This is a genomic window from Anaerosoma tenue (assembly GCF_023161965.1).
Taxonomy (GTDB): Bacteria; Actinomycetota; Coriobacteriia; order Anaerosomatales; family Anaerosomataceae; genus Anaerosoma; species Anaerosoma tenue.
The window spans coordinates 199,843-213,524 of sequence record NZ_JALNTY010000002.1 but is presented as its reverse complement, the minus strand read 5'-3'; the positions used below and the strand labels follow the sequence as shown (position 1 = coordinate 213,524).

The following is a 13,682-nucleotide window of genomic DNA, read 5'->3' as shown; positions in this document are numbered from 1 at the left end:
ATGTCCGACGATACAGGCCAGACCATCTTCACTGAACCGACGCTCGATCAGGTGACGCACTGGCTCAGGGAGCTGGACTACGATCAGCGGTTCGTGGGTCACTCGATGACCCCGAGCGCGGGCAACTCGGCGAAGGACATGTACAGCATGCGCGACATGGCCATATTCGTCCTGGGCACGCGCTGGGATGCGCCGATGCTGTCTGACGGCTTCAAGGGCGCGCTCAACTGGATGGACGTGGGTAAGCTCGTCATCTGGCTGCGTGATGTGGTGCGTGACGTGGAGCTGGCGGAAGCCGTCGAGCGGGACTTGGAGGGTCTGGACGTGTATCGCGACCAGAACCTGGCTATCGCCTCGCTGGTACGGCAGCGGATGGTCCAGTACGACGAGGTGTATCGCGCTGCTAACGCAGCCGAGGACGCCGACCACGAAGCCGCGGACGCGGCGGTGGAGTAGGGCCACCGGTAGTTGGACGATGAACGACCACGGGGGTGCCGTCCGGTGCGGGCGGCACCCCCGGCGTATGATGGAGCCGTGATGCGGATTCTGCTTATCAACGCACCGGTGTCCCGGCTGAGCCCGCATGCGCGGGTGGCGCCGCCGCTTGGTATCGCATATCTCGCCGCACACGTGCGGGACGCGGGACACGAGGTGGAGGTCCTCGACCTCAACATCAGCGGTTACAACCCGCGCCGGGTCGCTCTCGTGCTGAACCGGTTCTCGCCCCAGGTCGTGGGGATCTCCACGTTCACCGAGACCTACCCCAACGCCCGCGCGATCGCCGCGCAGGTTAAGGAGCACGACGCCGGCATCACGGTCGTGATGGGCGGGTCGCACCCGAGCATCCTTCCTGCCGAGGTAGCGAGCGAGCCGGACGTGGACTACGTGGTAGTGAGCGAAGGCGAGGAGACGCTGGGGCAGCTCATGGACGTGGTAGCGGGGCTTCGTGTCCCCGCAGAAGTGGCCGGGCTGGTGTGGAAGACGCCAACGGGCGAGATCGTCGAGAACGCCAGACGGGCTTTGCTCGACCCGGACACCCTCAGCCTGCCCGCGCGTGACCTGCTGCCGCTTGAGTTCTATGCCGATGCGTTCAACGTTCTCACCGCCCGAGGCGGATGCCCGTACCGGTGTCCGTTCTGCTCGGCGTCGCACATCTGGAGCGGGCGTCACCGCCCCCGCTCACCCAAGTCCGTTGTGGATGAGATCGGACTGCTGGTGCGCGACTATGGCGCGAGCTTCGTCTTCTTCGTGGACGACATCTTCACGCTCCGGCGCGATTGGGTCGTGGAGTTGATGCGCGAGATGGAGCGGCTCGGCGGGGCCGTGGAGTGGGGGTGCGGCACGCGGGTCGACAAGGTCGATGAGGAGCTGATCGGCCTCATGGCCGTCCATGGCTGCACCGGCATCCAGTACGGCGTGGAGTCGGGGTCGCAGACCATCCTCGACTCGGTCAAGGGCATCGATAAGCAGGTCGCGCTCGACGCGGTGCGGTGGTCGGTGGCGGCGGGGCTCAAGACCACGGCCTCGTTCATGGTGCCGTTCCCGGATGATACCGAAGAGACGCTGCGCGAGACATTCGCGTTCATCGGACAGCTGCGCGACGAGGGCGCTGAGATCCTCATGTCGTACACCACGCCCTATCCGGGGACGGCCTTCTACGAACAGGCGGACGAACTCGGCATCACGATCCTCACTCACGACTGGGGTGAGTACGACGCCAAGCATCTCGTGATGGAGACACGGCATCTGAGCGCCGCCCGGGTCGACGCGATCGTCAGCGAGGAGGCGGCGCGGCTCGGCCTCGTGAAACTGGCGTAGCCGGCCTGAGAGACGCCGTACAGCCGCAGGGATGACACCGGGACCCACGGTGACCGCGCCACCGAAGGCGACATTCCCTGCTCAGAGGTGGTAGCGCCTCCAACTATCAACTATTGAGAGATTGACACTAACTGTCGCCAGACGGTCAATGTAAGGAGCAGCAGGCCCGGCAGATACATCTATGCCTGCAATCGAGATCAGGGGAAGGGGTGTGCGCATGAGTAAACGCGCGCTCACAAGCGTCATTCTGGCGCTGGTGTTCGCGGTCGGAGCGGTCTACGCCTGGCAGGTGGCGGCAACCGACGGCTCCGAGCTTCTCTTCGACTCCGGCTGGTGGCTGGTCTTCGCAGCACCGCTGGTGGGCATCTTCGCGGCGGGGCTCACCCGTCGGGAGGACCCGCGAATCGAAGGGGACAAGGTGCTGCGCCACGACGGCGCGGCGATCCTCGAGCACTGGACGCACGGCATCGGCACCATGATGCTGCTCGTCACCGGCATCGCGCTCGGGTTCCTGTTCGTCCCGCGTCTGGTGTCAAGCGGCACGTGGACCTGGGCGATGATGAACCTGCACTTCGTCTTCGTGGTGATGTTCCTGTTCGGCACCTTCTACTACGGCGCGAACACACTTCTTTCAGCGCACCGTTTCAAGGAGCACCTGCCGACCAAGGACTTCTGGGAGTACACGAAGAACCACTACGGACACCTCCTGGGCGTGAAGAGCTGCACCATGCCGCCCGAGGACAAGTACTTCGAGAGCGAGAAGATGGCCTACATCCTCGCCCTGGCCTCCACGGTGCTGATCATCGTGACCGGGCTTCTGAAGGCCCTCGCGCACGTGGTCGACATGCCGGCGGGCCTCATGGGCGCCACGACGCTGGTGCATGACGTCTCCACCATCGCGATGCTCGCCTTCTTCCTCGCCCACGTCTTCTTCGCGGCGATCCTGCCGATGAGCTGGCCGGTGCTCAAGAGCATGTTCACCGGCTACGTGTCGGTGGAGCAGGCCAAGAAGGAGCACGCCGGCTGGTACAAGCGCCTCACGAAGACCGGAGACGCGCCCGAGTAAGGGTGCGCGGACGATATCTGAAAGGACATCTCCACATGGCGGACAACGATATCAAGACGACCGAGGGCCAGGGCTACTCACGCCGGCAGTTCCTCATAGGAGCAGGCGGTGTAGGTATCGGGGCTCTCGCGGGCGGCTTCATGGTCAAGAGCTTCTTCCTGCCGGACAGCGTGTTCGCGGTCCCGGCTTCCGAGGGCTACCTCGTCGTCGACACCCACAAGTGCGCCGGCTGCGCGAGCTGCATGCTCGCCTGCTCGCTCGTGCACTCCGGTGAGACGAGCCTCTCGCTCTCGCGCATCCAGGTCATCAACAACGTCTTCGCTGCGTATGGTGAAGAGGACAGCGTCGTCCAGGAGCAGTGCAGGCAGTGCCCGCACCCGTACTGCGCCGAGGCGTGCCCCACGGGCGCGATGCACGCAGATCCCGACAACGGCAACGTGCGCACGGTGGATCAGGCCAAGTGCATCGGCTGCGAGCGCTGCATCGAGGCGTGCCCGTTCACTCCGTCGCGCGTCCAGTGGGATCCCAAGAAGCGCAAGGCGCAGAAGTGCGACCTGTGCAAGGACACCCCGTACATGACCGAAGAGGGCGGCGTCGGCGGCCAGCAGGCGTGCGTGGCCGTGTGCCCCACCCGCGCGATCAGCTTTGTGAGCGACATCCCCGCGCAGACCGATACGGGTTACCAGGTGAACCTGCGCGACGACAACGTGGCATGGGCCCTTCTCGGCCTGCCGACCGAAGACGACGGGTCATACGCGCCCGTGGCGACGGCGGCCCCGGCACCGACCGGCCACTAGCAGGACCACGTACGAGTCACCTGACGACCAACAGACCAGGAGGAATGCCACATGGCTGGTGGATATACCGGGAAGATCCTGAGGATCGACCTGACGAACAAGTCGGTCTCGACCCTCGATAGCGAGAAGTACCAGGAGTACGGCGGCGGGCACGGCATGGGTTCAGCGGTCTTCTGGGACCTGTGCGAAGACAAGACCGTCTCCGGCTTCGATCCCAAGAACGTCGTGACGATCATGGCGTCGCCGTTCTCCGGCACTCTGGTCCCGGCGGCTTCGGGGCGTACCGAGGTCCAGGGAATCGGCGTGCAGGGCTACCCGATCGAGTACTTCACCCGCTCGAACTTCGGCGGCCGGTTCTGCGGTCACATGAAGTGGGCGGGCTGGGACGGCTTCACCGTGGAAGGCGCAGCGGACGAGCCGGTGTGGATCGACATCCGCAACGGCGAGGTGGAGTTCAAGAGCGCTGAGGGCCTCTGGGGCCTCGACGCGGTGGAGGCGCAGGAAGAGATCTGGCGCATCGTGCAGAACGGTGAAGAAAAGGAGTGGCGCGAGCTGGGCAAGGAGCGCACCACGCAGCGGCCGGCCGTTCTCACTATCGGCAAGGCGGGCGAGACCCTCAGCCGGACCGCGGCGCTCATCCACGACGCGGGCAACGGCGCGGGCCAGGGTGGCTTCGGTGGCGTGTTCGGCGCCAAGAACCTGAAGGCCATCAGCGTGCTCGGCACCGGTTCCGTTGAGATCGCCGACCCCAAGGCGCTCATGGATGCACGTCTGTGGTCGATGGAGTATGCGGTGGCGGGCCACCTCGACGAGGACTACACGCCGCTGGGCATGGGGTCGATGTTCGGTGGCGCCCCGGCCTCTGGCGCCGCGGGCTATGGTCCTGCCGACCAGCCGAAGTCCCCGATCGGGTGTCTCGGCTGCCACAAGAACTGCCGCGCACGCTTCGCAAGCGCCGCGAGCAACGGCTCGTCGTGCGTGGACTACTTCTTCTACCACGTGTACGACCAGGCGGCCCACGGCAGCTACACCCAGCACATCCTGGACGCCACCGAGGCGCTGCAGCGCTACGGCATCAACTCCTATCAGGCCGAGGGCGCGATCATCTGGCTGAACAACCTCCACAAGGAGGGCATCCTCGGCCCGGGTCTGGAGATCGACACCGCGCTCGACTTCAACCAGCTCGGCACCGCCGAATTCGCCAAGCAGTTCCTCGACATGATGGCCAACGGCTACGACGTGGGCGAGGCGCTCCACGAAGGCGTCGCGTACGCCGCGGAGAAGTGGGGACGCTACGAGCAGGATACCGCGAGCGGCATCCTGCCGCTCCAGTGCCACGGCTACGTGCAGCACTACGACGCCCGTACCGAGGTGGAGTGGGGCTACGGCTCGCTCGTGGGCGACCGTGATATCAACGAGCACGACTTCAACACGCTCGTGTTCTGGGCGCCGTCGATCTCGGCGCTGTTCGGCGCACAGCCGGCCTGCTCGGCAGACCAGCTTGCGGAGATCATGGGCGAGAAGCTCAGCCCGTACAATGATCCGATGATGATGGACTACAGCGACGAGGGCATCTACTCGGAGTCGATGGCCAAGCTGGTGGCGTGGCACCGCCATTACACCCGCTACTACAAGCAGTCACTGGCACTGTGCGACTGGGCGTGGGGCGACTTCTTCAACGAGTACGGCCCCGAGGGCCGCGGCATGACCGGCGAGGGCGAGCCCAAGTTCTACAAGGCCGTCACCGGCATCGACCAGTCGTTCGAGGAGGGCATGGAGGTCGGCCGCAAGATCTGGAACCTCGACCGGGCCATCTGGATCCTCCAGGGCCGCGATCGCGAGCTCGAGGTCTTCACCGACTACAACTACGAGGTCGGCGCTGTGCCCGGCTACACCACCTACGAGGTCCCGTACGTGGTGCCGATGTACAAGGACGGCCAGTGGGTGTACGAGAGCGCCGTGGGCCGCATGCTCGACCGCGACAAGGTCGAGGAGTGGAAGACCAAGTTCTACACCCTCGAAGGTTGGGACCCGGCCACCGGTTGGCCGACCCGCGCCACGCTCGAGGAGCTCGGTCTTTCGCACGTGGCCGATGACCTCGAGGCCGCCGGCAAGCTCGGCTCGTGATGGAGGAACGCACCGTGGCACGTGAGTTGACACAGCCGTCGCCTGAGCTCGCGGAGCGCTTGCTCCGCGAGGTCGGACAGGACGAGCGCATCACCGGACTCAAGATGTCGGTGATGGGCGGTTCGAACCCCGTGGCGCTCTACTCGCTGGCCCAGGTGGCAAGCTTCCTCAAGATCGGTACGTATGAGGAGGCGATCCGGCCCAACAACCAGGAGACGATCGGCTACATCGATCTGGGCGCGCTCCAGACGTGGGTCCGGGAGGTCCTGGAGGACGAGGAGTTGGCGGACGCCATCGCCGAGGAGATGCGCGCGGGAGAACCGTTCGGTATCGTGGCCCCAAGGGTACGCGAGATACTGATGACCCGTTCGATCCAGGTGGCACCGTACAAGGACCCGGACGCGGGGGCCGAAGAGGCCGTATCCGAGACCGAAGAGTAACGCGCTCACAAGGCGCATGGATGTAGGCGGGACCTGATGGACGTGACGCTGGTCAACGCGCCCGTTCGCAAGAGGAACGAGCACGCACGGCTGAGCCCTCCGTTGGGTCTCGCCTACATCGCGTCTGCGCTCATGGAGGACGGCTTCTCCGTGAGCGCGGTCGACTTCAACGTGAGCGGGCTGAACCTGGTGAGGGTGAACAGCATCCTGGCCAACGATCGTCCCCGCATCGTGGGCATCTCGGCCATGACCGAGACATACCCGCAGGCGCTCGAGATCGCGCGGCACATCAAGGAGCGCTCGCCGGAGACAGTGGTGGTGATCGGCGGCGCGCATCCCACCATCCTGCCCGAGGAGGTCCTTGCCGAGCGGGACGCGGTGGACTTCATCGTGGCCGGCCCGGGCGAGGACGCGATGGTGGCGCTCGCGCGCAACGTGGTCCGCGGTGAGGGCAGCCTGGCCGACGTTCCGGGCCTCGGCTTCATCGAGGACGACGCGCCGCACGTGAACCCGCGCGCCGAGCTCGGCCATCCCGATGACCTGCCGCGCCCGGCGCGGTGGCTGTTCCCCACGGACTTCTACCACGACAAGTGGAACGTGCTCACCGCTACGGGGAGCTGCCCGTACCGTTGTCCGTTCTGCTCGGCCTCCTCGCTCTGGCAGGGGCGTCGCCGCATGCGTTCGCCGGAGAGCATCGCCGCCGAGATCGCCGATCTGTGGCGCGAGCACGGGGTGGACGAGGTCTTCTTCACCGACGACATCTTCACGCTCAACCGCCGCTGGATCGGCGAGCTGCTGGAGGCGCTTGGCGCGCTCGAGCACCCGGTGGAGTGGGGCTGCGCCACACGCGTGGACCTCGTGGACGCCGATCTCATCCGGCAGATGGCCGAGGCCGGCTGCACCGGCATCCAGTTCGGCGTGGAGTCGGGTTCGCAGACCGTGCTCGACTCGGTGAAGGGCATCGAGAAGCAGCAGGTGCGTGATGCGGTCGCCGCTGCGGTGGCGTGCGGCATCGACGCCGTCTGCTCCTTCATGATCCCGTTCCCGGACGACACGCCCGAGACGCTCCGGGAGAGCCTGGAGTTCATGGCCGAGGTGCACGAGCTCGGCGCGCGCATCTACCTCTCCTACACGTGCCCGTTCCCCGGCACCGACTTCTACGATCGTGCCGCCGAACTCGGCCTCACGATCCTCACGGACGACTGGGGCGACTTCGACGCCAAGCACGTGGTGATCGAGACGCGCCACCTCACGGCGCCGCAAGTGGAGGCGACTGCCGAGGCGATGGCGGCCGCCCTCGGCATGAAGAAGAGCGACATCTGAGCGCTACGGCCTGCGCACCTCGCAGCGGTCCGACACGAAGACGATCGCGCGCTGCTCGAGCACATCCGACCACAGCCAGATCGAGCGGCCGTCGAGGTCCTCGGCATCGATCACGCGCACGAGATCGCCCTTGTCGGACGCCTCGGGGATGATCCTGCCGAGGGCGTTGGGGAGCCCCTGGAGGAGGTCGGCGTTGAGGAGCGACCCGGTGCTTCCCGGCTTGATGCCCATGTAGAGGATGCCGAGGTCGACGAGATCGTTGAAGAAGTGCGTGCCGAGCGAGAGGTCGGGGTTGAGGCCGGCGTGCATCTCGGCCACCTCGCAGAGCACCGTGGCGTTCTTGATCTGCGAGAGCATGGCGGGCACTCCCAGCTCCGGCATCCGTGTGCCCCATCGGCCCGGTCCCGCGAGCACGATCGACCGCTTCTCGCCGGGCTGGTTCATCACGCGGCCCACGAGACTCGCTGTTGCGAACCGGTCGTTGGTGGAGAGCGCGCTGTACTCCTCGGGCACCACGTACACCACCCGGTCCACCTCGATCGCCATGCTGTGGCCGATCACCGGTCCCGCGGTCTTGAGCAGCACGGTGGCGGGCGGGATGTCCGCTGGCGCGGGCAGGTGCGTGAGCTCGCCCACGAAGTGGAACGGCCGGCACTGCAGCAGGTTGACCAGGTAGTCACCGTCGTCGGTGAAGTTCACCGTGAACTCGATATCCACGGGATGGCGGTATGCCTCGGCGATGGCGCTCATCATCGCGTGCATCTCGGCGGGGAACGCCGTGCGAGTCAGCAGCCCTTCGAAGGTGAGGACCTCCGAGAAGACGTTGTGCACGCCGGCTTCGCGGGCGCGTTGCTCGAGCGCGAGGTCGCGCGAGGTGAGCATCTCAAGCGGCAGGTCGCCCGATGCGGCGAGGACCTCCTCGAAGCTCCGCGGTGCGTGTGCGTTCTCGGCGAGGCTGATGACGTTCACGGCCTTCTGGCTGTACGTGCGGATCTCGTCGGTGGAGCCCTCGGGCCGCAGCATGGGAGCGTTCAGCGCCACCACCCGAGTGTAGTCGTCGTCGTGACGGTCCACTGCGCGCGTGCCCAGGCCGAAGACGAGGCGCAGCATGCCCTGCGCGGGGTCGATCCGCTTGTGCCACACGTACGGGTTGAACGAGTAACCCACGCCGCCGATGTGGGGGTAGTAGAGGTCGCCGTGGAACTCGCCTGAGACGCGCTGAACCAGAAGCGCCATCTGCTCGTCGCGGTGGATGAGACCGCGGTGGAGCCGGTAGGAGAGCGCCTCCTCGCTCATGGTGCTCGCATAGATGGTGCGCACGGCCTCGATGAAATCGGCAAGACGCTCCTCGGGGTTCCCCTGGTTGCCGCAGAAAACGCTCTCGTACTTGCCGGAGAACGAGTTGCCGTACGCGTCTTCGAGCAGGCTCGACGAGCGCACGATGACCGGCGACTGGCCGAAGTACTCGAGCACTTCGCGGAACTGTTCGAGCACCACCGGCGGCAAGGCGCCGGTACGCAGGCGCGATTCCAGGTCGCGCGCGCGGTCGAAGAGGTCCTCGGCGCCCTTGAGGCGGTAGCGGTCCCACCAGCAGTCGTTGAGGACGAGGTAGCTGTAGAAGACGTCGGAGCCTACGTAGAACGAGTCGTGCACCTCCAGGCGCCCGGCGAGATCCGGCTTCGTCCGCTCGAGGATCTTCCGCGCAAGCAGCATCCCCACCGACTTCCCGCCGATCTGGCCGGTGCCGATCATGCGCTTGCCGATTGCGAGCAGGTCGTCGAGCCCGAAGTGCTCCAGGCACAGGCCGAACACGTCGTCGGTCTCGTCGCGGCTGAGCAGCATGCGCACCAGCCGCTGAACATGAGCCTTCTCTTCGCCCGGCGCCGCCTCTCCCGCCCGCAGCCGCTCCTGCACCTCGCGCGCCTCGGCGAACGCGCTCGTCCACGGATCGCGCCATTCCACGCTGGGGTCAATCCACGGCTGCGGCATGGACGTGCGTATCTCGGCCAGCTCCACGCTCCGGGTGACAGGCCGGACCTCATCGCCGATCCACGAGTGCAGCATGTACATCGTGGGCGAGCGCCGCTCCCATACCTTGAGCGGCAGGATGTAGAGCTCGTCCTTGTGCCGGAAGATATCGAGCACGATCTGCGCGGTGGTGTGTATCGCGCGCGTCGCCAGCGGCGTGTGCACGTTCCGCAGCAGCATGAAGAGCGCCACGGTGTCGTAGTCGAAGAGGTAGGGGCACGTGAGCCGGAAGAAGTTGCCGAGCATGCGATCGGAGTACCAGTCCACCGCCAGGCCCGAGAGCGAGTCGAAGAGGTAGTACACGGCGTCGTGGCCGTTGCGGTCGATCACGGTGAGGATCTCGGAGATGAACTGCTCGAAACCTGCCGAGGGGTCGAGCTCGTGCACCTCGGCCGGAAGGCCTTCCGGCAGGAGCGGCTCGTGGTCGGCGAAACGGAAGTACACGAGCTTGCGGCCAGCGTTGCGCGTGTACTCGCAGTAACGGTGCGCGAAGGGCAGGAAATCGGCGATGTCGTCCACCTGCAGCACGATGTTGTCGCCCGCCCACACACCTTCGAGGACGCGGTCGAGTGCGGGTATGCCGCTGCTGAGGTCCTTACGCTTCGTCATGTGAGGTGTCCGCATCGTCAGTGCTGCCGGTGTGCTGAAGATACCCCTCATATTCCCCGAGGAGCGAATCCAGCTCTGCCGAGGTGGTCACGTGGTTCACACGCTCGCGAACGTGGCGCGCGCCTGGCATGCCCACGATGTACCAGCCGATGTGCTTGCGCATGCGTGTCACGGCATGCTCGCCGGCGAACGCCACGAGCGCCCGGGCGTGTTCTCGCGCCATTTCCACGCGCTCCAGCGGCGTGGGCGGTGGGAGGGTCTCGCCGCGGTCCAGGAGCGCGCGGGCCTCGCGGAAGATCCACGGGTCGCCCTGCGCGCCGCGCGCCACCATCACGGCGTCCACCCCGGTGCGCTCCAGCATCGCCGCCGCATCCGTGGCGGAGAACACGTCGCCGCTGCCGATCACGGGAACGTCCACAGCGGTCTTCACGGCCGCGATCACGTCCCAGTCGGCAGCGCCCTGGTAGAACTGCTTGCGTGTGCGCCCGTGCACGCACAGCGCCGCTGCGCCGGCGGCTTCCATCGTCTTGGCGAACTCCACGGCGTTGATCTCGTCGGCATCCCAGCCGGCGCGGAACTTGGCGGTCACCGGCACCGGCACAGCCGCAGCCACGCGGGACACGATCTCGGCCGCCAGCTCCGGCGTGCGCATCAGGGCGCTGCCCTCGCCGTTGCTCACCACCTTGGTGACCGGACAGCCCATGTTGATGTCGATGAGCGCCACGTCGTCGCCGTACTCGGCGCACACCCAGGCGGCCCGGTCGGCCATGATCGCGGGATCCGAGCCGAAGAGCTGCACGCCGCAGGGCGCCTCGGCGGGATCGAACGTGAGCAGCTCACGGGAGACGCGGGAGTCGGGGTTGTAGTGCAGCCCCTTGGCGCTGATCATCTCGGTGTAAGTGAGGGTGGCGCCCATGCGCTTGCAGATGCCGCGGAACGGCGCCTCGGTCACCCCGGCCATCGGGCCGAGCACCACCGAGCGTGGCGGGAGGAGTGTGCGGATGTCGGGCGCGGGTGCTGGCATGCGTCCATGGTACGACGAGCGGGGCGTGTGGCGAAGCCAGGGCGCGGCCACTTCGCGGCACGCGCAAGGGCGCCGCGCGTGGCGCGCGACGCCCTGTTGCGAACGGATCGGGTCCCTCTACTGCGGGATGAGCACGTTAGCGAACACGAGCCAGGCCAGGAGCGACTTGGCGGTGAGGCTCAGGAACACGTACGTGGCCTCGCCGAAGAGGTAGTCCTTCCACTTGGCCACCTGCTTGTACTGCAACACCTGGTTCACCGCGAAGCTGTTGAAGAACACGAACATCGACACGAAGATCCAGTACACGAACGTGGGGGTCATGTCGCTTGCGCCGGGGCCCCACAGGTAGTCGGCGATAGCGATCCACGGGAAGATTCCCGCGATGCAGCCGAAGATGAACGCCGTCCAGTCGGGCTTGCCGGGCTGCTCGTACTTCTCCATCAGCCAGCCGAAAAGGATCATCGACGCGTTCACGCCGAAGATCGCGGTGAGCGCCGCGATGTCGGTGATGCCCACCAGCGATGCGATGAGGATGACCATCAGCGACGAGCTGAACGCGTACTCGATCCAGCGGTAGTAGTTGTGGTTGTTCTTCAGGCCTTCGACGTACTTGGCGTACGCCGGACCGGCGATCACGAAGTGCGCCAGCGCCGAGAAGAACAGGAAGAGCGCCACCCCCATACCGAGGTCGAACTGGAAGTACTCCTGCGGCGGGCTGTACACGCCGGGACCCGGGCGCACGCTCAACCACGATGCCGTCACCTGGATGGCGTACGGCTCGGCAAGCGCCATGATGGCCGCGCCCTGACCCAGGTGGAACAACCCCATCACGATGTTGTAGATCCGAAGCCTTTTGAAGCGGGAATCACTGTCCACGTGCACCCCTTCCGTCGCAGGCTTAGCTTTCCTTGATGGTATCCCCATCCGCCTGGCTTGAATCACCGCCGAGGGCGATGAATGTGGCGAGCATCACAAGAAGTCCGATGGCATCAAAGAGGATGAATCGCTCGATCCCGGCGGCGAGCGTGGCGTGTCCCGATGGCAGCGTCGCCCGGATCCACGATTCGCCGAGGAGGCCGATCGCCTGCTGTGCGAGCACGACGCCAAAGAGCGTGCGGTGCCTCCGCGGACGCCAGATCACAAGGGGATAGGTGGCGTTCCACATCAGGAAGGCGACGCCAAGGCCTCGCACGGCCGCCTCGCCCGCCACTCCCGCGAGTTCGAATCCGGGAGCGTAGCGCCCGGGATACGCGAGGAACACCACCGCGCTCTGTACGTTCACGGCGAAGACCGCGCCCACGGCGAGCCGTGCAAGCCAGGCTCGCAGGTCCCCGTTCCGCTGCGCAGAAGTCACGGCCGCACCCCTCCGCCGCTAGACCGCCGAAACCTGCCCGAACGCGATGATCGCGGCGAGGATCGCCAGCGTGATCGCCCAGGCGATGATCGCGGTCCTGCGCGCCTTGGTGGCCTGCTCGGCCTCCCACCAGGTACGGGGCCGCACGCGCTGTATCGCGAACGTGGCCATCGCCGCGATGCTGATCGAGGCGACGTTGGTCACCAGGAGCAAGAGTGCGCCGAGCGACTGCTGGAGATGGCCGTCACCCGCCAGGAGACCCGCGGCGGTGAGCGGCGGGAGCAGCGCCACCGCAACCATCACGCCTACCAGCGCTGCGGGCACGCCGGTGGTGAACGCCAGCGAGCCTGCCGCGCCCGCCGCGAGCGCGAGCGCGATGTTGCCGAACCCGGCGCCGATGCGCGAGGCGATCTCCGGCGCTGCGGGGTCCACATCGAGTATCACGCCGAGCGCGAGCGAGATCGCCGCCGCGATGGCGAACGCCACCGCCATCGTCTTCAAGGCACCCTTGGTGAGCGCGGTGTCGCCCAGCGTGTTGGCGAACGCCAGCGCCATCGTGGGACCGAGGAGCGGGGCGATGACCATGGCGCCGATGATTATCGCCACATCACCGCTCACGAGGCCCACAGCCGCCACCACCGTGGAGAGCGCCACCATCGCTGCGTACGACGGGGTGAGCCGGGTGCCCGACTTGAGGTCTTCGTAGAGTTCCTCGCGGCTGATCCGGAGGGCGCGCTTCTCCTTCTCTTCGGCCGACTCTTCTTCGGCCTCTTCCTCGGGCGGCTCTTCGATGCGCGGTACCGTTGCCTCTACGGCGACCAGCACCATGCGGTGATCCTCATCGCGACCCATGCGGTCGGCCAGCAGATCCGTGATCTCCTCGACGGCCTCCGCATCGAGCAGGATCCTGACGGCCGCGGACGAGTCGTTCGACTCGGTCACCCACATATGGTGGATGTTCTTGTCCTCGAGCAGCGCGGTGATGTCTTCGACCCGGTCTGGCCGGACCACGAACTCAAGCAGGCGTAGGCTCACAGCGGTCCTCTCGCGGGCGCGGACGTGTCAGGCGGGTCATGCGCGCCGTATGCAGATGCAA

12 protein-coding genes are annotated in these 13,682 nt (G+C 66.4%); 7 read left to right on the top strand and 5 right to left on the bottom strand.

All coding sequences use genetic code 11. The features are described from left to right. From MSB02_RS06010 to MSB02_RS05980, 7 genes are all read left to right on the top strand, one after another. On the top strand, positions 1 to 456 hold the full coding sequence (locus tag MSB02_RS06010; RefSeq protein ID WP_267194329.1) for a hypothetical protein: 456 nt from the start codon (positions 1 to 3) through the stop codon (positions 454 to 456). Between the two features lie 81 nt (positions 457 to 537). After that, positions 538 to 1,818: a B12-binding domain-containing radical SAM protein gene (locus MSB02_RS06005; protein WP_267194328.1), complete on the top strand. Its 1,281-nt coding sequence runs from the start codon at positions 538 to 540 to the stop codon at positions 1,816 to 1,818. Between the two features lie 217 nt (positions 1,819 to 2,035). Next, positions 2,036 to 2,884 (top strand): cytochrome b/b6 domain-containing protein, encoded by an 849-nt coding sequence (locus MSB02_RS06000; RefSeq protein WP_267194327.1) that lies wholly within the window; start codon positions 2,036 to 2,038, stop codon positions 2,882 to 2,884. A 35-nt stretch (positions 2,885 to 2,919) separates the two neighbouring features. Further along, positions 2,920 to 3,681 carry a 4Fe-4S dicluster domain-containing protein gene (locus MSB02_RS05995; RefSeq protein ID WP_267194326.1) on the top strand — a complete coding sequence of 254 codons (762 nt, stop codon included), beginning with the start codon at positions 2,920 to 2,922 and terminating at the stop codon, positions 3,679 to 3,681. A 51-nt stretch (positions 3,682 to 3,732) separates the two neighbouring features. Next, positions 3,733 to 5,808, top strand: a complete 2,076-nt coding sequence (locus MSB02_RS05990; protein ID WP_267194325.1) for an aldehyde ferredoxin oxidoreductase N-terminal domain-containing protein — start codon at positions 3,733 to 3,735, stop codon at positions 5,806 to 5,808. 14 nt (positions 5,809 to 5,822) lie between these two features. Further along, positions 5,823 to 6,248: a hypothetical protein gene (locus tag MSB02_RS05985; RefSeq protein WP_267194324.1), complete on the top strand. Its 426-nt coding sequence runs from the start codon at positions 5,823 to 5,825 to the stop codon at positions 6,246 to 6,248. 36 nt (positions 6,249 to 6,284) lie between these two features. Then, the gene (locus MSB02_RS05980; protein ID WP_267194323.1) at positions 6,285 to 7,571 is read left to right on the top strand and encodes a B12-binding domain-containing radical SAM protein; all 1,287 of its coding nucleotides are present in this window, start codon (positions 6,285 to 6,287) and stop codon (positions 7,569 to 7,571) included. A 3-nt stretch (positions 7,572 to 7,574) separates the two neighbouring features. Here the strand turns inward: MSB02_RS05980 and MSB02_RS05975 are convergent, their stop codons facing one another. The 5 genes from MSB02_RS05975 to MSB02_RS05955 all read right to left on the bottom strand — a co-directional run bounded on the left by MSB02_RS05975 (position 7,575) and on the right by MSB02_RS05955 (position 13,621). Next, complete coding sequence (locus tag MSB02_RS05975; protein WP_267194322.1) at positions 7,575 to 10,208, bottom strand: PEP/pyruvate-binding domain-containing protein; 2,634 nt, start codon at positions 10,206 to 10,208, stop codon at positions 7,575 to 7,577. Continuing rightward, positions 10,195 to 11,232, bottom strand: a complete 1,038-nt coding sequence (gene dusB, locus MSB02_RS05970) for a tRNA dihydrouridine synthase DusB (protein ID WP_267194321.1) — start codon at positions 11,230 to 11,232, stop codon at positions 10,195 to 10,197. The genes MSB02_RS05975 and dusB overlap by 14 nt, the downstream gene beginning before the upstream one ends. 117 nt (positions 11,233 to 11,349) lie before the next feature. Further along, positions 11,350 to 12,108, bottom strand: a complete 759-nt coding sequence (gene heR, locus MSB02_RS05965; RefSeq protein WP_267194320.1) for a heliorhodopsin HeR — start codon at positions 12,106 to 12,108, stop codon at positions 11,350 to 11,352. Between the two features lie 22 nt (positions 12,109 to 12,130). Continuing rightward, entirely contained in the window at positions 12,131 to 12,586 is a 456-nt protein-coding gene (locus MSB02_RS05960; protein ID WP_267194319.1) for a hypothetical protein, read from the bottom strand. Between the two features lie 18 nt (positions 12,587 to 12,604). Further along, positions 12,605 to 13,621, bottom strand: coding sequence for a TIGR00341 family protein (locus MSB02_RS05955; RefSeq protein WP_267194318.1), 1,017 nt, complete (start codon positions 13,619 to 13,621; stop codon positions 12,605 to 12,607). Positions 13,622 to 13,682: the final 61 nt, after the last annotated feature.

Excerpts from the sequence above, each read along its gene's own strand:
- MSB02_RS06010 (WP_267194329.1), top strand. The coding sequence starts at position 1 with ATGTCCGACGATACAGGCCAGACCATCTTCACTGAACCGACGCTCGAT.
- MSB02_RS06005 (WP_267194328.1), top strand. The coding sequence starts at position 538 with ATGCGGATTCTGCTTATCAACGCACCGGTGTCCCGGCTGAGCCCGCAT.
- MSB02_RS06000 (WP_267194327.1), top strand. The coding sequence starts at position 2,036 with ATGAGTAAACGCGCGCTCACAAGCGTCATTCTGGCGCTGGTGTTCGCG.
- MSB02_RS05995 (WP_267194326.1), top strand. The coding sequence starts at position 2,920 with ATGGCGGACAACGATATCAAGACGACCGAGGGCCAGGGCTACTCACGC.
- MSB02_RS05990 (WP_267194325.1), top strand. The coding sequence starts at position 3,733 with ATGGCTGGTGGATATACCGGGAAGATCCTGAGGATCGACCTGACGAAC.
- MSB02_RS05980 (WP_267194323.1), top strand. The coding sequence starts at position 6,285 with ATGGACGTGACGCTGGTCAACGCGCCCGTTCGCAAGAGGAACGAGCAC.
- MSB02_RS05975 (WP_267194322.1), bottom strand. The coding sequence starts at position 10,208 with ATGACGAAGCGTAAGGACCTCAGCAGCGGCATACCCGCACTCGACCGC.
- dusB (WP_267194321.1), bottom strand. The coding sequence starts at position 11,232 with ATGCCAGCACCCGCGCCCGACATCCGCACACTCCTCCCGCCACGCTCG.